Annotated in this window: 16 protein-coding genes; 14 read left to right on the forward strand and 2 right to left on the reverse strand. The window is 60.0% G+C overall.

From position 1 onward, the window contains the following. Positions 1 to 155: 155 nt before the first annotated feature. The gene (gene tpx, locus AC1D2P_RS08170; RefSeq protein ID WP_046032182.1) at positions 156 to 656 is read right to left on the reverse strand and encodes a thiol peroxidase; all 501 of its coding nucleotides are present in this window, start codon (positions 654 to 656) and stop codon (positions 156 to 158) included. Positions 657 to 988: 332 nt separating this feature from the next. Between tpx and AC1D2P_RS08175 the strand changes: the two genes are divergently transcribed. Further along, positions 989 to 1,414 carry a YciI family protein gene (locus AC1D2P_RS08175; RefSeq protein WP_109786498.1) on the forward strand — a complete coding sequence of 142 codons (426 nt, stop codon included), beginning with the start codon at positions 989 to 991 and terminating at the stop codon, positions 1,412 to 1,414. Between the two features lie 473 nt (positions 1,415 to 1,887). Here AC1D2P_RS08175 and AC1D2P_RS08180 read toward each other — a convergent pair whose 3' ends face one another. After that, the gene (locus AC1D2P_RS08180) at positions 1,888 to 2,055 is read right to left on the reverse strand and encodes an SWIM zinc finger family protein (protein WP_408980955.1); all 168 of its coding nucleotides are present in this window, start codon (positions 2,053 to 2,055) and stop codon (positions 1,888 to 1,890) included. Here AC1D2P_RS08180 and AC1D2P_RS08185 point away from each other — a divergent pair. The 13 genes from AC1D2P_RS08185 to AC1D2P_RS08245 form a co-directional block, all read left to right on the forward strand. Continuing rightward, on the forward strand, positions 2,025 to 2,933 hold the full coding sequence (locus tag AC1D2P_RS08185; RefSeq protein WP_109786579.1) for a transporter: 909 nt from the start codon (positions 2,025 to 2,027) through the stop codon (positions 2,931 to 2,933). The two genes, AC1D2P_RS08180 and AC1D2P_RS08185, sit on opposite strands and share 31 nt — an antisense overlap. An 11-nt stretch (positions 2,934 to 2,944) precedes the next feature. After that, positions 2,945 to 3,925 carry an AAA family ATPase gene (locus tag AC1D2P_RS08190; RefSeq protein ID WP_077432092.1) on the forward strand — a complete coding sequence of 327 codons (981 nt, stop codon included), beginning with the start codon at positions 2,945 to 2,947 and terminating at the stop codon, positions 3,923 to 3,925. 8 nt (positions 3,926 to 3,933) lie between these two features. Further along, positions 3,934 to 4,863 carry a DUF58 domain-containing protein gene (locus tag AC1D2P_RS08195; RefSeq protein WP_477811380.1) on the forward strand — a complete coding sequence of 310 codons (930 nt, stop codon included), beginning with the start codon at positions 3,934 to 3,936 and terminating at the stop codon, positions 4,861 to 4,863. Then, positions 4,860 to 5,348, forward strand: a complete 489-nt coding sequence (locus AC1D2P_RS08200; RefSeq protein WP_477758143.1) for a DUF4381 domain-containing protein — start codon at positions 4,860 to 4,862, stop codon at positions 5,346 to 5,348. The genes AC1D2P_RS08195 and AC1D2P_RS08200 overlap by 4 nt, the downstream gene beginning before the upstream one ends. Beyond that, positions 5,335 to 6,327 carry a vWA domain-containing protein gene (locus AC1D2P_RS08205; RefSeq protein WP_046032177.1) on the forward strand — a complete coding sequence of 331 codons (993 nt, stop codon included), beginning with the start codon at positions 5,335 to 5,337 and terminating at the stop codon, positions 6,325 to 6,327. The genes AC1D2P_RS08200 and AC1D2P_RS08205 overlap by 14 nt, the downstream gene beginning before the upstream one ends. After that, positions 6,328 to 7,908, forward strand: a complete 1,581-nt coding sequence (locus AC1D2P_RS08210) for a VWA domain-containing protein (RefSeq protein WP_477758144.1) — start codon at positions 6,328 to 6,330, stop codon at positions 7,906 to 7,908. Next, complete coding sequence (locus AC1D2P_RS08215) at positions 7,905 to 9,224, forward strand: BatD family protein (RefSeq protein ID WP_477758145.1); 1,320 nt, start codon at positions 7,905 to 7,907, stop codon at positions 9,222 to 9,224. Before AC1D2P_RS08210 ends, AC1D2P_RS08215 begins: the two co-directional genes overlap by 4 nt. Beyond that, positions 9,221 to 10,249, forward strand: a complete 1,029-nt coding sequence (locus tag AC1D2P_RS08220; protein ID WP_477758146.1) for an HAD family hydrolase — start codon at positions 9,221 to 9,223, stop codon at positions 10,247 to 10,249. The genes AC1D2P_RS08215 and AC1D2P_RS08220 overlap by 4 nt, the downstream gene beginning before the upstream one ends. A gap of 72 nt (positions 10,250 to 10,321) precedes the next feature. Next, positions 10,322 to 11,911, forward strand: coding sequence for an arylsulfatase (locus AC1D2P_RS08225; RefSeq protein ID WP_046032173.1), 1,590 nt, complete (start codon positions 10,322 to 10,324; stop codon positions 11,909 to 11,911). 240 nt (positions 11,912 to 12,151) lie between these two features. After that, complete coding sequence (locus AC1D2P_RS08230) at positions 12,152 to 14,674, forward strand: spermidine synthase (protein WP_477758147.1); 2,523 nt, start codon at positions 12,152 to 12,154, stop codon at positions 14,672 to 14,674. A 96-nt stretch (positions 14,675 to 14,770) separates the two neighbouring features. Further along, positions 14,771 to 16,393, forward strand: a complete 1,623-nt coding sequence (locus tag AC1D2P_RS08235) for a J domain-containing protein (protein ID WP_258665872.1) — start codon at positions 14,771 to 14,773, stop codon at positions 16,391 to 16,393. After that, complete coding sequence (locus AC1D2P_RS08240) at positions 16,390 to 17,385, forward strand: DUF3829 domain-containing protein (RefSeq protein WP_158283923.1); 996 nt, start codon at positions 16,390 to 16,392, stop codon at positions 17,383 to 17,385. The genes AC1D2P_RS08235 and AC1D2P_RS08240 overlap by 4 nt, the downstream gene beginning before the upstream one ends. Before the next feature lie 160 nt (positions 17,386 to 17,545). Then, positions 17,546 to 19,844, forward strand: a 2,299-nt coding sequence (locus AC1D2P_RS08245) for a tetratricopeptide repeat protein (RefSeq protein ID WP_477811381.1), incomplete at its 3' end; no start/stop codon positions are given.

The raw sequence follows: 19,844 nt of genomic DNA on the forward strand, positions 1-19,844 counted from the left end.
GAGGCTGAACGATAAGCACTGGCGGCTATTAAGCAAAGCGGCTTTACCGGCAATTTACCTTCGGCTTACGTAACAGGTTGTTTGGCCAAGACACTGAATCACAAATGAAAACGGCCTGGGCAGGGCCAGGCCGTTAACAATTGTAAAGCTGTCGCTTATTTCAGAACGGCGAGTGCAGCTTCGTAGTTCGGTTCTTCAGCGATTTCCTTGACCAGTTCGCTGTGCAGGACGTTGTCGTTTTCATCCAGAACCACGACCGCACGGGCGGTCAGGCCTTTGAGCGGGCCGTCTGCGATGGCAACGCCGTAGTTCTCGATGAACTCGGCACCACGCAGGGTCGACAGGTTTTGCACGTTTTCCAGGCCTTCGGCGCCGCAGAAGCGTGCCTGGGCGAACGGCAGGTCAGCGGAGATGCACAGCACAACGGTGTTGGCGACATCGTTGGCCTGGGCGTTGAACTTGCGTACCGAAGTGGCGCAGGTCGGAGTGTCGACGCTTGGGAAGATGTTCAGCACTTTGCGCTTGCCGGCAAAGTCTTTCAGGGTGACGTCGGACAGATTGCCGGCAACCAGGGAAAAGGCTGGCGCCTTGGAACCGGCTTGTGGCAGTTGGCCGTTGACTTGAACCGGGTTGCCTTTAAGAGTGACTTGAGCCATGAACTGAGTCCTTCTGAACGTTGTGGTGGAGAATTTTGAAGAGGCCGAAGTTAACCACGAAATCGCCCGACGACCTATGCCCAGATACAAATCGTGAAGTCTTGCTGGCGAAACTGGATACAACCCTTCCAAACCCCGCATGGCCGCAGGCACGCAGCCCGGGTTGCTCTATAGCGTACAGCCCTCCCCGGCCACCACTTGGTGTTCTTGACGAAAGGCAACCGAAAACCCACGGGCTCAATCGCTGGTCTTTAATTTGGCAGCACTGTCGATTTAGACGACGTTCATTCGACTAGTCAGCGAGTCCAGTCAAATCCAGCGGAGATACAGCCATGCGATTCATGATCATCATCAAAGCCAGCCAGGATTCCGAAGCCGGCATCATGCCCAGCGAAGAACTGCTGACCGCCATGGGCAACTACAACGAAGAACTGGTCAAGGCAGGCATCTTCGTCGAAGGCGAAGGCCTGCAACCCAGCAGCAAAGGCACACGTGTTCACTTTTCAGGGGACAAACGCACCGTCATCGACGGCCCGTTCGCCGAAACCAAGGAGCTGATTGCCGGCTACTGGATATGGCAGGTGCAGTCGAAACAGGAGGCGATCGATTGGGTCAAGCGCTGCCCGAACCCAATGCCGGGCACCGAGGCCGAGATCGAGATTCGCCAGGTGTTCGAAGCTGAGGATTTCGGTGCCGAGTTCACCCCGGAACTGCGCGAGCAGGAAGAACGACTGCGCGCCGAGGCCAAAAAACGCTGAACATTTTCAGGCCGGGTTTGCCGGGTGCACGCGTGATTGTTTTACGCGGTGTATCAGGTGAATCCGGCGTCGCCTGAACACCAGGATCGGCGGTAACCCCATGATTTGGTATTAACTTTTTAGTACACACAAATAACGAAGTTCTGTGCACAAAATCAAAGATTTAATCCTTTTGACTGGAAAAGTCGTGACTAGCTGCTAGCGTCAGATTTGTCCTACGGGCTTGGTGGGAAATTGATTACGTATTAACGGCCAGGAAGTGCCGAGTAACCCAATGAGCCAGAAGGGAATCGGGAATGATGTTTCAGCATAAAAAAATAACGCTTTGTTGTTGGCGGCAGCACGCTTTTCGCCCGCCGTTTACGTGCAGGCCAATAACGCCGATGCACTCAACAAAATTAACCCTGCACGGAACCTTTCGCTCAGCGCCGCCCAGTCATCCGGCACTCGCCTCGCTCCCCATAACGCCAGCGTCACCTGCCTCGGCGCCCCGAACCTGTTCGACATTTCAAGTCCGAAAGCACACCCGCGGCCAATGGATAATGCCGCCACTGACACTCGTGGGCGCAAAGCCATGAACCACGCACCCAAAACCTGCAGGAGCACCGTGATGGGACTGAAGACGACAAGGAAAGCCGCATTCACCGCACTCACGCTATCCATGACGCCACTGGCGGGCCAAGCGGACAACGCGCGTGACTGGCAGAACCTGCCGACCGACCTGAACATGGTGTTCGGCTATTACAACCTCGTTAATAGCAACACGCCGATCGATACGTCATTGCCGCTTGATGGCTTGTCCCTGAACGCGGACCTGTACATCGCCCGTTTTGCCCGCTCGTTTGCCATCGACGGGCGTAACAGTGCGGTTCAGGTCCTGCAACCTTACGCCGACGTTTCCGCCTCGTTCGATAATGGCCAGTTCTTCAATGGCACCAAGCACAACGGCGGTCTGGGCGATACGCAGGTGGTGCTGGTGCACAACGTTTTTGGTGGCCCGGCGCTGACCCCGCAAGAATTCGCCACCTGGACACCCGAGACCTTTCTGACGGGGGCGTTGTGGATCACCGCGCCCACCGGTGATTACGACAAGGACCGGGTCATCAACATCGGCGCCAACCGCTGGGCGTTCAAGCCGGAAATTGCCTTCGGCACGCCGATTGGCCCGACCTGGCTTGAACTCAACACCTACGTCTCGCTGTACGGCGACAACGACGATTACCACGGCGACGGCACACTTGAGCAAAAAGCGCTGTATTCCATCGAAGGTCACTACAGCTACAGCTTCAACCGCGCGCTGTGGGCCTCGATCGATGGCACCTACAACCGAGGCGGCGAAACCAAAATCAATGGTGACTGGCAGGACAACAAACAGGAAAGCAGCCTGTTGGGTGCCACGGTCGGCTTCATGCTGTCGCCCCAGTTTGGCGGGTTGATCGCCTATTCGGACACGGTGTCCGAGCGCAGCGGCTCCCCCGACGTCAACACCTGGACCTTACGCTTGCAATACGCCTGGTAAAGGAAACGCCCATGACCGCACTCAATGACCTCAACGCCCTGCAAGCCAGCATCGCCGAAAGCGTACTTGGGCAGGATCAGGTAATCCGCCAGATTCTGCTGGGGCTGTTGGCCAACGGCCATTTGCTCCTGGAAAGCTTGCCCGGCCTTGCCAAGACCCGCACGGTCAAGGCACTGGCCCGGCACCTGGACGCGAAGATGAGCCGCATCCAGTTCACCCCTGACCTGCTGCCGTCAGACATCACCGGCGCCGAAGTGCTGCATCAGGTCGATGGCCAGAACCAGATCCAGTTCCAGCCCGGCCCGCTGTTCGGCAACCTGATCCTCGCCGACGAAATCAACCGTGCCCCGGCCAAGGTTCAGGCGGCGCTGCTGGAAGCCATGGAAGAACGGCAAATCACCGTGGCCGGCAACAGCCATGTGCTGCCGGAACTGTTCATCGTGGTCGCCACGCAAAACCCGATTGAACAGGAAGGCACCTACCCCCTGCCGGAAGCGCAGATGGACCGGTTTCTGATGAAGGTGTTGCTGGATTACCCGACCGCGGAAAACGAGAGCCAGGTGTTGCGATTGCTGCGCGAAGAAGAATTTGCGGCAGGCGCTAAAACGGCCCCGACCCAAGGTTTTGCACTGTCTCAGGAGGTGGTTTTCGCGGCCCGTCGCGAAGTCAGCGCCGTTCACGTCTCGCCGGCCATCGACCGCTACCTGATCGACCTGATCAACGCCACCCGCCACCCGGCGGACTATGACGCCGATCTCGGCCGCTGGATCGCTATCGGCGCCAGTCCTCGGGGCGGTATCGGCCTTGACCGCTGTGCCCGCGCCGATGCCTGGCTACAAGGGCAGGATTTCGTTTCGCCGGACAATGTGCGCGCCGTGGTCCACCCGGTGCTGCGTCATCGCTTGCAACTGAGTTACGACGCGGTGGCGGATGGCGTAACGGCCGACCAGGTGCTCGACCGCTTGCTCGACAAAGTTGCAATACCGGCCTGAGGTTGAAAATGAAAAGCACGGACGGCCTGGTCTATGTCTCTCTGGCGCAATTGATGGCGTTGGAGTTCAAGGCCCGTGACTTGAGTTTTCTGGCGCGCCAGCCCCAGGGCAGCCTCCTCGCCGGCAACCATGCTTCGCGGCTGCGTGGTCGCGGGTTGAATTTCGACGAACTGCGCCGCTATCAACCGGGCGACGATTTGCGTCATCTGGACTGGCGAGCGTCACTGCGCACCGGCAAACCGGTGGTGCGAACCTTCACCGAAGAGCGTGACCGCCCCGCGTTGATTCTGGTCGACCAGCGCATGTCGATGTTCTTCGGCTCGCAACGCAGCTTTAAATCGGCGATTGCCGCCGAACTCGGCGCGCTGGCGGCGTGGATGACCTTCAACGCCGGTGACCGGGTCGGCGGCCTGGTCTTCAATGACAAACGCATCGACAGCATCGCCCCGCTACGCAGTCGCAAACGCATCGAGGCCTTTTGCAGTCGTATCGCCGAGCAGAATCAGCTGCTCAATGCCGCCAACCCGGACGCCGAAGGTGAGGACCAACTCGACAAGGTCTTGCAACATTGCCTGGCGGTGGCCGGCCATGATCATTTGATCTGCATCGTCAGCGACTTTGCCGGCGCCGGTGAACGCACCTTGCAATTAATGCGGCAATTGGCGGCGCACAACGATGTGATCGCGATGCAGGTGTATGACCCCTTGGCGCTGAACCTGCCGAAAAACGGCCGTTTACTGGTGACCCAAGRCCAATTGCAGGTGGAACTGGCGGTTGAGCAACGCAGCGTGCATCAGCCGCTGGGGGATTTTCTCAGCGGTCGGCTCAAGGATGTCGCGACGTTGCTGCGTCGTAGCCAGGTGCCGCTGATGATGTTCAGTACCGCGACCGATGCGCAGGAACAGCTGCGAGCCGAACTCGGCAGAGGCCGGCGATGAATCCGAACATCCCGAGCATCGACCAACTGAAGGAAATCGCACTGCCGGCGCCGGTCAGTTATGCGCCGCAGACGTGGGGTTGGTGGGCGCTGCTCAGTGTGTTGGTGCTTGCCGTGTTACTGGTCAGCGCACGGCGGTATTGGCAATGGCGCCGTGATCGTTATCGGCGTGAAGGGCTGGTGCGACTGGCTGAACTGCAAAGCAGTGACGATCAACTGAGGGCCCTGCGCGAACTCCCGGAACTGCTCAAACGCGTCGCCCTGTCCATGCCCACTACATACCCTGTGGCAGCACTTGGGGGTGAGGACTGGCAAACGTTTTTGGTGCGCCACAGTCCGCAGCCCCTGCCGGCAGATTTCAGCCAGCAACTCGCGCAGTTGGCCTATGCGCCGGACAGCACACTGCTGACGCTCAAGGAAGAACAGCGCGAGCGGCTGTTCAACACCAGCAAACGTTGGGTGGAGCAGCATCATGTGGCAGTTTGATTACCCTTGGCTGCTGATCCTTTTGCCACTGCCATGGTTGGCCTACCGCTTCCTGCCTGATTACCGCGAAGCCCGCAGCGCCGTGCGCGTGCCTTTTTTCAGCGCCATGAGCCGCGCGGTCGGTCAGGCACCGAGCCAGGCCGGGACACGCAGCAATCGCTGGCAACTGGTCTTGAACCTGATGGTCTGGGCATTGTTGTTGCTGGCGGCGGCTCGACCGGAACTGGTCGAAAAACCCATCGAACGCCAACAACCGGTGCGCGACCTGATGCTGGCCATCGACATTTCCCAATCGATGGAAACCAACGATTTCACCGACGCCAACGGGCAAAAAATCAATCGCCTGGCGGCGGTCAAGGAAGTGGTCCACAGCTTTATCGACAAACGTAAAGACGATCGCCTTGGCCTGATCGTGTTTGGCAGCGGCGCCTATCCGCAGGCACCGCTGACGCTGGATCACGCCAGTCTGTCGCTGTTGCTCGATGACACCGGCATTGGCATGGCTGGCCCGAACACCGCGATTGGCGATGCGATCGGCTTGAGCCTGAAATTGCTTGAGCAGGCGCATGAACCCGAGAAAGTGCTGATCCTGCTGACCGACGGCAACGACACCAGCAGCGCGATTACCCCGGACCACGCCGCGGCCATGGCAGCCGCCAAAGGCGTGGTGATTCACACCATCGGTATCGGTGACCCGAACGCCTCCGGAGAAGCCAAGGTCAACCTGCAAGGTTTGCAGCAAATCGCCGAAGCCACGGGCGGCAAGTTCTTTCGCGCCGAGGACCGCAATGCGTTGAATCAGGTGTACAGCACCCTCGACAAACTGACCCCACACCAGGTTAAAACCCTCAGTCATCAGCCGAAAAAGGATTTGTTCTGGTGGCCACTGGGGGCCGCTATCGGTTTGCTCGCGCTCTACCATTTGGGCGCCCTGCTCCGGCCTCATTTGATGCTCGCGCGCCAGCGGCAGGAGGGGTGAGTGGATATAAACCTCAGCGAGTTCCATTTCCTGCGCCCACTGTGGCTGTTGCTGGTGCCGTTCGGCGCCTTGTTGCCCTGGCTCTGGCGGCGCAGCCGTGACGTACAGCGGCGCTTGCGCAGCAATATTGCCGAACACTTGCTGCCGCACCTGCTGATAACGCCACAGGACCAACAACGTTTGCGCCCCGTGCATCTGGTGTGCGCAGTGTTGGTGCTGGGTGCCCTCGCGGCGGCCGGCCCCACCTGGGAGCAGGACCGTCCGGACTTTCTGGAAAACCGCGCGCCGCTGATCATCGCCATCGACCTGTCGCCCTCCATGGACGCCACGGATGTGCAGCCCAGTCGACTGGAAGCGGCCAAACACAAACTGCACGACCTGATCCAGCGCCGAGCGGGGTCACGCAGTGGTTTGATCGCGTATGCCGGCAGCGCCCATCTGGTGCTGCCGCCGACCGACGACCCCGAACTGCTCAACACCTTCATCCAGGCCCTGAGTACAGACCTGATCGCCAAACAGGGCAAAGACGTCGGCGCGGTCATCGAACAAGCCAAACGGCTGCTGGCTGCCGACAAAAGCCCGGGCACGCTGTTGCTGATCACAGACGGCGCCGATACATCACAACTTGGCGGTCTCGATAAGCAATTGAACGATAGCCCGCTGCAAGTGCTGATTCTGGCGGTCGGCAGTGCAGACGGCGGGATCATCCATGACGCCAATGGCCAACCGCGCACCGACAGTAATGGTCGCCCGGTGTTGGGCAGTTTTGATCAGGCGGCGCTCGAAAAACTGGCTTCCGCAGTCGACGCGCCGTTGGGCAGCCTGACGCTCAATGACGATGACCTGCAATGGATTGAACTGCACGCCCAGCAGCATTTCCAGGCCGCCAGCGATGAACAGCGCGAACTGCACTGGAAAGACGCCGGTTATTGGTTGTGCTGGCCGTTGCTGCTGATCGGGTTGTTCAGCGTGCGCCGGGGCTGGAGCCTGAACTGGATGGCAGGCCTGTTATTGGCACTGGGCATTGGCTGGCAACCGGCCCCCGCCGAAGCCAACGCGTTGACCGATGCGTTTTTCACCCCCGACCAGCAAGGTCGCTGGGCGTTCGAGCATGAACATTTCCCGCAAGCCGCCGCGCATTTTGTCGACCCCTACTGGAAAGGTATCGCTGCCTACAACGCGGCGGATTTCGACCTGGCACTGGCCAGTTTTGCGCGACTGGAAACGCCGCAAGCGTATTTCTACCTGGGCAATATTTACGTGCGTCGTTTCAAATTTGACCAGGCGATTGCCGCGTACACCCAGGCGCTGAAGTTGCAACCGCAGTTCCCGGAGGCCACGGCCAATCTGGCGTTGGCGATTGCCTTGCAGAAAGACACCGACAGCGCCGCGCAGAATGCACCCAAGGTCAAACCGGACGAAATCAAAATGGACAAGGCGCCGGGCAAGGGCCAGAGCAAAGCCGTGCAGACCGAGCAAGCGGCGTCCGATGCACAGTGGCTGGAAAACCTGAGCACTTCACCGGCGAAATTCCTGAAGCAGAAGTTCAGTTTGCAAGATCAGGCGGGGGGCAAACCATGAGTCTTTCGATAGACCGTGTCGTGGCCCTGCTCCTTTGCCTGTTCACCACCGCAGCAGTGGCCGCTGAACCCGAGCTGAAAGTCCAGGTGTCGCTGCAGCCCACAAAAGACGTCATGGTCGGCAGCCTCGTCGAACTGCAACTCGACGTCTACACCGACAGCTGGTTCACCGAAGCCCCCACCCTGCCCGACCTGAAGCTGTCCGGCGCACTGGTCATGCCGCCGGACGGTCATGCCGAACACCTCAATCAGACGCTCGACGGCAAGTCATTGAGCGGCATGCGCTACCGCTACCGGATCACCCCCAATCTCGCTCAGGGCTTCGACATACCCGCGCTGACTGTGCGGGCCACACCCGGTCAGGCCACCACCGAACTCAGCGCCCAAAGCCAGCCCCTGCACTTCGACGCCGCGCAACCGCCAGGGTTTGCACCCGGCGAACCGGTATTGGTCGCGCAAGGGCTGCGCTTTACGCAAAAAATCGTCAACTCTGCGACGCCCCTCAAAGTCGGCGACAGCGTTACCCGGGAATTGACGTTGCAAGCCGATGGCGCCCTGGCGATGTCCTTGCCGACGCCATCACTGAGTGATGTCAACGGTCTGAGCCGTTACCCGAAAGCCCCGCAGATCAGCAACCTCGGTGACGGTCGGGGCAATTTCAGCGGTGGCCAGCGCATCGACACCGTGACCTACCGGATCGACACCGATGGCTCGCACAGCTTGCCGCCAATCTCATTGAAATGGTGGGATGCCGGCACCCGCCAGGCCCGTACCGCCCAAGTCCCGGCGGTCACCTTCCAGGCCACCGCCAACAGCGCTTATCGCCCGGTGTTTTCAATTACCGCAGACCTGAAAAAACTCGGTCAGCCCAGTCGCCTGTACCTCTCCGGGCATTGGCTAGCATCGATTGCACTGCTGCTGGCCATTGCCGTGCTCGGCTGGTTTATCCGCCCGCCCATCCACCGTGCCTACCTTGATGTCCAGGCCCGGCGCCGTGCCCGGCACGCCGTTTGGCTGGCGTCCGCCGACTACGCCTGGCGGCAGATTCCGGCGCAGATCGACGGCCAACCTGCCCAATTGAGCGCGCTGTATCTGTGGGCCAGGCGGCGGCGCATGGGACTGAAGCTGAGCGCTCTAGGACCGCGCCTGCAGGACTTTTTGCGCGCCTGTTATGGCAGTGAATCGGCCAAAGATCAGGCGTTGCACCAACTCAAGCAATCCTTGACTACGCTGAACAGTCAGGCTGCGCCCAACAAGACACCTGCCGCGCCGGCATTACGGCCACTCAACCCCGTTCACGAGAAGGAATTCCCATGACGAGTCCGATATCACTGCGCCAACTTCTCGGGTTCAAGTTTTTGCTGGCGCTGGCCCTGAGCCTGCCGTTGCTGGTTCAGGCTGCAGAGCCGTTGCCCTCCTGGAATGATGGCCCGTCCAAGAAGAGCATCATCGAGTTCGTCCAGGCTGTCACCGATCAGAGCAGCAAGGACTTCGTCAAACCCGAGGAGCGCATTGCGGTGTTCGACAACGACGGCACCCTGTGGAGCGAGCAGCCAATGTATTTCGAGCTGCTGTTTGCCCTTGAGGAAGTCAAGCGCACCGCAGCGCAGCACCCGGAATGGAAAACCACACAGCCGTTCAAAGCGGTGCTGGAAAACGACCACAAGGCGCTGGAAGCCGCCGGCCTGGAAGGCATCATGAAGATCTTCGTTGCCACCCACACCGGCATGACCACCGAAGCGTTCGACGACTACGCCAAGACCTGGCTGGCCCAGGCCAAACATCCAAAGACCGGCAAGCTGTATACCGAGATGGTCTTCCAGCCGATGCTGGAATTGCTCGACTACCTGCGCAGCCAGGACTTCAAAACCTACATCGTGTCCGGCGGCGACACCGGGTTCATGCGCGCCTTCGCCGAGAAGTCCTATGGCGTCCCGCCGGAGCAAGTGATCGGTACGACGTTTGTCACAGCGTTTGAGTACAAGGACGGCAAGGCCTCGATCCTGCGCACGCCAAAACTGGCACACAACGATGACGGGCCGGGCAAGCCCGAAAGCATCAACGCGGTGATCGGACGCCGGCCAATTCTGGCCTTCGGCAACTCTGACGGCGACCAGCAAATGTTGCAGTGGACCGCCGCCGGGTCGGGCAAACGATTCATGGGGTTAGTGCATCACACCGACGCCAAGCGTGAATGGGCGTACGACCGTGACTCCAAAATCGGGCGTCTGGACAAGGCCCTGGACGAAGCAAAATCCCGTGGCTGGACTGTCGTGGACATGGCCGCCGAGTGGCGCCGGATCTACCCGTACGAGTCCGCCACCCCAGAGCAAGTGCAATAAAAAGCGTGACGCAGGACTGCAATAAACGTTTGTCGCATTAGGCGGCGCAAGTCAGAAAAAGGAGCAAGTCAGATGACTCGCATACACAAGTGGCTACCGAAACTCGCCCTCGTGGCAGCCTCGGTGATGGCGATTTCGGCAACAGCCGGGGCCGCTGAAAAACCCAACATCCTGGTGATCTTTGGCGATGACATCGGCCAGACCAACATCAGCGCCTATTCCATGGGTGTGGTCGGGTACAAGACTCCCAATATCGACCGCATTGCCAAAGAAGGCATGATGTTCACCGACTACTATGCGGAGAACAGCTGCACGGCAGGACGGTCATCCTTTATCACGGGTCAGACGCCGCTGCGTACCGGTCTGTCGAAAGTTGGCGCGCCGGGTGCACCCGTGGGCCTGCAAAAACGCGACATCACCATCGCCCAGGCACTCAAGTCCCAAGGTTATGCGACCGGCCAGTTCGGCAAGAACCACTTGGGCGACAAGGACGAATACCTGCCGACCAACCACGGTTTCGATGAATTCTTCGGCAACCTGTACCACCTCAATGCCGAAGAAGAACCTGAACGCCCGTATTGGCCCAAGGACGACCCTGCGTTCCTCAAGTCATACGCTCCGCGTGGTGTGATCCACAGCTTTGCCGACGGCAAGATCGAAGACACCGGCGCATTGACCACCAAGCGCATGGAAACCATCGACGACGAGACCACCGCCGCCGCCCAAGCGTTCATCGAGAAGCAGGTCAAGGCAGACAAACCGTTCTTCGTCTGGATGAACACCACCCGCATGCACTTGTTCACCCACGTGCGCGAGTCGATGAAGGGCCAGAGCGGCATGCCCGGCAACGACTATGCGGACGGCATGCTTGAGCACGACGGCGACGTCGGCAAACTGCTGAAAACCCTCGATGACCTGAAAGTCACCGACAACACCATCGTCGTCTATACCACCGACAACGGCCCGAACCAGTTCTCCTGGCCGGATGCGGCGACCACACCGTTCCGTAACGAGAAGAACTCCAACTGGGAAGGCGCCTACCGGGTGCCGGCGATTGTTCGCTGGCCAGGCAAGATCAAGGCCGGTGAAGTCTCCAACGAGATGTTCTCGGGCCTGGACTGGTTCCCGACCCTGCTGGCAGTCGCCGGTGAAGACAGCGTAAAAGACAAGCTGCTCAAAGGCTGGGCGCCGGTAGCGGGTGGCACCAACTTCAAGGTGCACCTGGACGGCTACAACCAACTGCCTTACCTGACCGGCCAACAGCCTAAGGGCGAGCGCAAGGAGTTCTACTACTTCAACGACGACGGTTTGCTGGTGTCGATGCGTTTCGACAACTGGAAAGCGGTGTTCTGCGAACAACGTGCACCAGGCGGTTTCAAGGTGTGGAGTGAGCCGTTTGTGTGCCTGCGGGTGCCAAAAATCTTCAACCTGAGAATGGACCCGTATGAACGCGCCGATGTGGTTTCCGATCAGTATTACGATTGGCTGACCAAAAACGTCTATCTGGCGGCCGTGGCCACGGGTAAAGCGGCGGTGTTCCTCCAGACCTTTATCGACTATCCGCCAAGCCAGAAACCGGCCAGCTTCAGCGTTGACCAGATTCGTGCTGCGGTAGATGCCAAAATCGCTGAAAAAATGAAAGCTGCACCGGCTGCACAGTAGAACCGCGTGACTGCCGCTCGCCTTTACCGGCGAGCGGCCCTATTTTGTGTGAACACAACCCTGTAGCAGCTGCCGAAGGCTGCGTTCGAGGACGAAGTCCTCGTCAAACATGCGCCTCGGCCTATCTGACACACCGAGTGGTCCGGATTACCACTGCTGCGCAGCGGGACGCCGCCTTCGGCAGCTGCTACGGGGTGTTGTGTTCATCGTCAGAAGATGTTTTGCACAAGGCAATCCGCAATGTCCTCACGTGTCGCCAGCAAGTCGTCGGCCATACCTGCCCCGCAAACCGCCACCTCCCCGGCCCTGCTGATTCCAGCATTGCTGCTGTTCGTCTCGGGCGCGGCGGCGCTGGTGTACCAGGTGCTGTGGATCAAGCAACTGTCGTTGGTCGTCGGCGTTGAGGTGTACGCCATCACCACCGGCATCAGCGCCTTTTTTGCCGGGCTGGCGCTGGGGGGATTGCTGTTCGGGCGCTGGGCTGATCGCTTGCAGCAACCGGTGTTGTTGTATGCCGGGCTTGAAGTGCTGGTGGCGGTACTGGGCGTTGGCGCGACCTTTGCCATGAGCATGGCGGCCAGTCCTTTTGCCTGGCTGGAACAGCACATCGGATTGCTGGCCTGGGTGTTGCCCTTTGCGCTGGTGGGCATTCCCGCGCTGTTGATGGGCGGCACGCTGCCGGTGCTGGTGCGCTCGTTGGCCAGCGACCCGCACCATTTGAGCAAGGCTGGCGGACAACTCTATGCCGCCAATACCGCGGGCGCGATTGCCGGCACCTTGCTTGCTGCCTTCGTGTTGATCGCCACCCTCGGCGTGCGCGGCAGTGCCCTCGCCGCCGCCATGCTGAACCTGCTGGCCGCCGCCGGTGCCCTGTGGTTTCAACGCCAGCGCCCGGCAGTGGTCCAGGAGCCGACCCGGCATCACGAACACAAAGCGCCGGATCGCCTGGCCCTGTGGCTGTATTCCATCGCAGGCGGGGTGGCACTGGGTTACGAAGTGGTCTGGTCGCAATCCATCGTGCAATTCATGAGCACCCGCACCTACGCCTTTGCCGTGGTGTTGGCGACGTACCTCACGGGGTTGTTCATCGGCAGCGCGCTGCTGGCCCGTCGGGTTGATCGTATTCGCGATCCATGGGGCATATTTGGCTTGCTGATCGCCGGGGCCGGCTTGATCGCATTGCTGGAAGTGGCGTTTCTCGGGCGCTGGCTGGTGTTCTTGCAATCCCAGGCCGAAACCGCCGCGCTGGCGATGGGCGGCAGCGAATTGCTGGGCATGAGCGCACGGTTTGCCATGGCCGCGCTGAGCATCGTGTTTGTCCCGACCTTGCTGTTGGGGGCGGCGTTTCCTTTGGCGCTGCGATTGAGTGTCGGCCCTGAGCGCATCGGTCGGGATGTGGGCGCCGTGGTGGCGTTCAACACCCTGGGTGGGATCGTCGGCGTGATGCTCTGCGGGTTCTTGCTGATTCCGCTGCTGGGGCTGGTGCGAACCTTGGGACTGTTGGCGATTGTGGCAGCAGGGATCGGCTATTTCGCCGTGCGCAAGGGCCATCACGTCAAGAAAGGCCGGCGTCAGGCGGTAGTCGCCATCAGTTTGCTGTCCGTGGTGGTGGCGATTTTTATCCCGGTCGACAAACTCGCCAGCCTGCTGCCCGGCGCCCGCAACGGCACGTTGGCGTTCTATGAAGAAGGACGTGGCGGCACCGTCGCCGTGGTCACGCAGGGCAAGGGTCAGAAGAGCTTTCAGCGCTTGTATATCCAGGGCGTGTCGAACACCGGTGACGCCATGCCATCGCTGCGCTACATGCGGATTCAGGCGCTGCTGCCACTGCTGATCCATAACGGCGAACCGCACTCGGCGCTGGTGATCGGTTTCGGCACTGGCATTACCGCAGGCGCCCTGACCCGCTATCCGGGCCTTGAACACCGTGTGGTCGCGGAGTTGCTACCGTCGGTGGTCAAAGCCGCGCCGTTGTTCAAAGGTAACTTCAATGCCGCTGCCGATCCGACGGTCGATGTTCGCCTGCGCGACGGTCGCCAGGAACTGCTGCGCAGTGCGCAGCGCTACGACCTGATCACTCTCGAACCGCCACCGCCCTCCGCCGCCGGCGTCGTGAACCTGTATTCGCGCGACTTCTACCAATTGGCCGCCAGTCGCCTTGAGAAACAAGGCCTGGTCGCTCAATGGCTGCCGCTGCCGACGCAGAACATCGACGATTCGCGTTCGCTGGTGCGCAGCTTTCTCGATGCCTTCCCCTACGCCACGCTGTGGACCAGCGAATTCCACGAAATGCTGCTGGTGGGCTCGATGGAGCCGATTGAACTGGACGCTGCGAAAATCAGCCAGCGCTTCCAGCAGGACACCGTGCGCAGTACGTTGCAAGACGTGGGCATCGGTTCGGCGCCGGCCTTGATGGCGACCTGGGTGACCGATCGCGCCGGGCTCGAACGCTTCGCAGGCGATGCCCTGGCGGTGACCGATGATCAACCACGGATCGAATACGCCCCCTGGGTGCGCGCCAAGGAAATCAGCCGCGTGCTGCCGGCGTTGCTGGATTTGCGCCTGCCACCGCCGCTGCTCAATGCCGATGCTGGTTTCATCGAGCGCATGAATGCCCATCAGCAGCGCCTGATGCAGTTCTATCGGGCGAGCCTGCACGCCTATGACGGCGACCGCGACGCCTGGGCCAGGGACATCCGTGAAGTGATGATGGGTGATGGCGGCAATCCGTATTACCGCTGGTTTGTTGGTGACGGGACATAAGACTCGAGGACATTTCGACGCGAAACAGGTAGGGTGCGCAAAATCAAATGGCCATCACTGAATCGCGTCGCAGGTTTTCATGGAGTTGCACCCACAATGAGTTGCTGGACTGTCCTGGGCCTTTCGGCAGACGCCGATACGCGCACGATCAAACGTCACTACGCCGCCCTGCTCAAACAGACGCGTCCGGACGAAGATCCCGAAGGGTTCCAGCGCCTGCGCGAGGCCTATGAACAGGCACTGACCGCCAAGGAATGGGAACAGTTCAGTGAGCAGGACCCACAGGAAGAAGCGTCGTGGGACCTGACCGACCTGTCGGGGACACAAATCGACGTGCTGCAACAGGTTACGCGCTCGCTCAACGGCGTCAGCCTTGGTGAGCTGCAGCAACGCCATGCGCTGGCCCTCGAACACGGCGCGCTGGATGTCTTGGAAGACGAGGTGCTGCGCCATTGCGTCGAGCATCCCGACACGTCCGAAGACCTGTTGGAGTGGGCGATCAAGACTTTCCAGTGGTTCAGCGCCTGGCAACGTCTGGAACTCGACGAGGAGCAGATCTATCAGGTGTTGGCGCAGCGGCGCCAAGGCATCACGCACACTTTGCGCGAGGCACTTGAACGCGAAGACGCCGAAGGTTTTTTGCAGGCCTATGCCCAGTGTTTTCGCCATCAATGGCTCAAGGGCGAGCACCATCGCCAGTGGTTCAACGGGCTGCTGAGCCAGTTATTGCTGGAAAGTCGTTTCTGGTCATCGACGATTTTTGAAGCGGTCTCAACCGGGCAAGGCTGGCATGCCGGGCCCGCCAGCCCCTGCCCGAAAACCGAATGGCAGCGCCTGGTGGACCGTCACGAAGCGCCGATCTTCCTCGCCAGGCAACAACACCTGGCCACTCAACCGGCCGCCACCCCCGAGCATCGCGCCGCTCGCCTGCTGCTGGCACCGGGCAGCTTCAGTCAACGCCGGGCGTTGGCCCGACGCTTGCGCGACGATGATTGGACGCAGTGCCGTCAGCTGAGCTCAGCGCTGTACGCCAACCACCCGAAGCTCTGCGAGGCCATGCCCGGCGGCACGCCGTTCTTCTGGCGCGAGTGGGAACACACTTTCGACAGCTGGCCGATCTACCTCGGCATCGCCCTCGCCTGCCTGATTGGCAGCTTTGTTCTATACGCCCCCAATGGCGAGCGCCTCGGGAGCTTGATCGGCGTCGCAGTGTTCTGGTCAGTGATATTTTCAGCCGGCGGTTGGGTACTGCACTGGCTGATGCATCAGTTCGCCCATCGCGTGTGGTTGCTCGATGATCGACTCAGTGCGTACCTGTTACCCGGGTTCAACCCGCCACCGTTTGGCGTACTGCGCGACCTGTTGCCTTGCGCCGTGATGGCGGCAGGCATTGGTAAGGTGTATGGCCTGATCGGCAGTGGCGTTTACGTCGCCACGCTTGTGGCTGTGGGTCTGATTCGCCGGTACGAGGGCAAGCCACGCGTCTCTTGGAAGCCCTCCAATCCGTGGATCAAACGCAGCCTTGCAGGTGCAGGGATTTTGCTGTTGGTGGCGTTGCTGGGCGTGTTCAAAGTGATCTCCAGCCAAGGCACGGTCAATCGCAATCAGGGCCTGCAACAATGGACAGAACGCTTGTGCAGCCGCATGCCGGCCAGTACCAGCGAATGTGGCGCACCGGCCACGATGGAACAGTGGTACGGCAAGGAGGCCGGACAATGACTCGGGAATGGTTGTTCCCCGTGGGGATATTCTGGGGGGTGATTACCCTCGGGATGATCGGGGCTGGAAAACCCCTGACCACGTTCGACCTGTGGCTGGACAAACACGATGCGCCCATCACTGCGCAAGCCAATGCATTGAGCCCGGTCATCAACTGCATCAATCGGGTCGACGTGCAATGGCACCTCGCTTACGAGCGTTACACGTCACCGGCGCAACTCGGGGAACCCGTTCGGAACTGGATGGCCAACCAACATGATTTCGACGACGGCGTTGCCACTACAGTGAACGAGGCCCAAAGGGATGTCTGTTCGCCGAAAATCAGTGAGAAACTCTCGATCCTTGGCTACGAAAAGTCGCTAGTGACGCTGGCAGACGACTACGTGCAGGCACTGGAGCGCGTGACGCCGCTCACGCTGAAAATCCGTTTTTACCAGCAACCGGTTTTCTCACAGCCCACCTATGAATTGCCGCCCGAATTCGCCGTGCAATTTCAGCCCAGGGCTGACGCGTACCTTTTGGCCTCTGCGGCGTTAAGACAGCGTGTCGAAACGCTGGACCTTGAACAACGACGCGAGCAGCTGAAACTGATCGAAGCCCGACATGGCAAAGACATTCATTGGTACCTGCTGGACTACATGATTCAAGCCAAAGACACACTGAACGTGGTCAGCGACGGGGTCAAAAACCGCAGCCTGACCCCGCAGGCGCTGGCCTTGACCACCCGAGAGCTGCAACTGGCCTGGGATTACCGGCAGCAATTCAACCATGCAGAGTTACCCGAAACGAGAAAACGCAACGAAGTGCCGCGCTACCTCTGGGACCACATTACCGGGCCTGCGCAGAAGTACCTCGATGCCTTGAATACCTTGCACAACGACTGGCAGAACAAGGCTGAACCGCAGCGATTGAGCGAAGACTTTTATGCCGTGACGCGGGGGTATGACTCGCTCGTCAGCCACTACAACCGAATGGCTCGCTTTGATTATTGAAGAGGCGAGTTCCGCGACAGGTCGCTAAAAAACTCACTATTGACCCAACGCTGCCGGCCATTTCACAACCGTCATTTGACAGATGCCCGGCATCCGGCAAAGCTGCATCAAGCTTGATCGCGCGCCCAAGGGCAAACGCACCTGGACTATGGAAGTCGCAATGCCGAAACATAAAAATAAAGCAGCAAGCCCAAACCCTGATTCGCAACCGAACCTGATCAATCGCTACCTTTTTCCTGTAACCATCGGCACATTGCTGCTGGCGGTCATCGCCATCGGCTGGTTTCTGTTCAGCAGTTCACCGGCACCGCTCAAGCCTGTTCCCGTCAGCGCCCCTGTCGCGCAACAGGCCAAACCGCAACCGGTCGCGATGGYCCCGGCGAAGATGGTCGATGAACAACAGTGCCAGGGTTGCCACAGCGAGCAGGTCAAGGACTGGCAAGGCTCCCATCACCAATTGGCGATGCAACCGGCCAATGCCGAAACGATGCTGGGCGACTTCAATAACGTCACGTTCAAGGCCGAGAACGAAACCACCGTGTTCTCACGCAAGGACGATGGATTCTGGGTCAATACACCAGGCATTGATGGCAAGAATGCCGATTTCAAGGTGGCTTATACCTTTGGCATCGCGCCATTGCAGCAATACCTGATCGAGGTCGGCGAAGGACGTTTGCAACCCTTGGGCGTGGCCTGGGATACCGAAAAACACCGCTGGTTCCACCTCTATCCCGGCCAGGGTGTGAACTTCAAGAATCCGTTGCACTGGAGCAAGCCAAGCCAGAACGCCAACTTCATGTGCGTCGAGTGCCATACCACAGGCTATAAACGCAATTTCGATGCCGCCAAAAACACCTTTGACAGTCAGTGGAACAGCCTCGGTGTCGGCTGCCAGGCGTGCCACGGCCCGGCCTCCAATCACCTGGAATGGACGGCGAAAAAAGGTGATTTGATTCACGCCGGTTTTGCCGTCGACCTCAAGGACAAGAACGCGACCGTCGAGATTGAAACCTGTGCCCGCTGCCATTCGCGCCGCGCCCCGCTGAGTGATGGCTACACCGTTGGCAAACGCCTGATGGATGACTACCTGCCAAGCGCCCTGACCCGCGAGTTGTATGCACTGGACGGCAAGATCAAGGACGAGGTGTTCGAACATGGCTCCTTCGCCCAAAGCAAGATGTTCGACAAAGGCGTGCGTTGCAGCAACTGCCACAACCCGCACAGCAGCGAGCTGAAGGCGCCGGGCAACGGTGTTTGCCTGCAATGCCACAACACGGCGGGCAAGACGTCGGTGGAAGGCGTCGACGGTAAAGGCCTGCAAGCGAAAAACTACGATTCCATCGAACACACCCGCCACACCATGGGCCAACCGGGCTCGCAGTGCGTGGATTGCCACATGCCTGGCAAATTCTATATGGGCAATGACTTCCGGCATGACCACAGCTTCAGTATCCCCAACCCGGAGCGGGCGAAAAAACTGGGAACACCGGATGCCTGCCTCACTTGCCACCAGGGTAAGGACGGCGACAAGGTCACTGAGCAATTCAAACTCTGGAACAGCGCGCCAACCGTACAGGCCCCGCGTTATGACGAAAGCCTGTGGCTGATTCGCAACGGCCAGCCCGGTGCGGCGCAAGCTTTGTACGAGCAGTTGCAACGGAGCAATTTGCCAGCGATTCAACGGGCAACCTTGCTCACCGAATTGCCGATGTACCCGAGTGAACAGGCGCTGAAACTGGCCACCAAGGACTTGAGCAACCCGGCCCCCCTGGTGCGTGAAAGCGCCGTGCGGGCCATCAGCGCATTCTTGCCGCCGCCCGAACGTGCGCCGCTGTTGTCGCCGTTGCTGGCAGACCCGGTGAAGGCGGTGCGCATCGCCGCGGCCCGCGATTTGCTGGGTCTGGCCAGTAACGGATTGGGCAATGCCCAAGCGAACTGGAATGCGGCCATTGCGGAGTACGAAGCGGTACAGATGAGCCTGCTGGAACGGGCCGAAGCCRATCTCAACCTGGCGATGCTCTATCAGGCCAGCGGCCGCAATGACAAGGTCGAAAAATACCTGCGCACGGCCCTCGAACGCGATCCGGATTTCTACCCGGCGCTGGTGACGCTGGTGCAATGGCTGGAAGCCAACGGCCGCAGCCAGGAGGCTCAGACGCTGCTGGCACAAGCCTTGAAAGACCACCCGGACGCAGCGCTGTTGCAATACACCCAAGGCCTGTCGCTGGTGCGGGCAGGTAAATCGGACCAGGCCATGCCAGCGTTACGCAAAGCCGCACAACTGGAACCGCAGAACGCCCAATACGGCTACGTGCTGGCCGTGGCGTTACACGACAAAGGCAAGGTTGAAGAGGCCTGCGAAGTGCTGGAGCAATTGTTGAAAGTGCAGCCGGCCAACCGCAATGCGCGGCTGTCGTTGATCCAGTACTACCTGGCCAATGGACAAGAGCCCAAGGCAC

Source organism: Pseudomonas sp. P1_F1_2 (assembly GCF_056405815.1).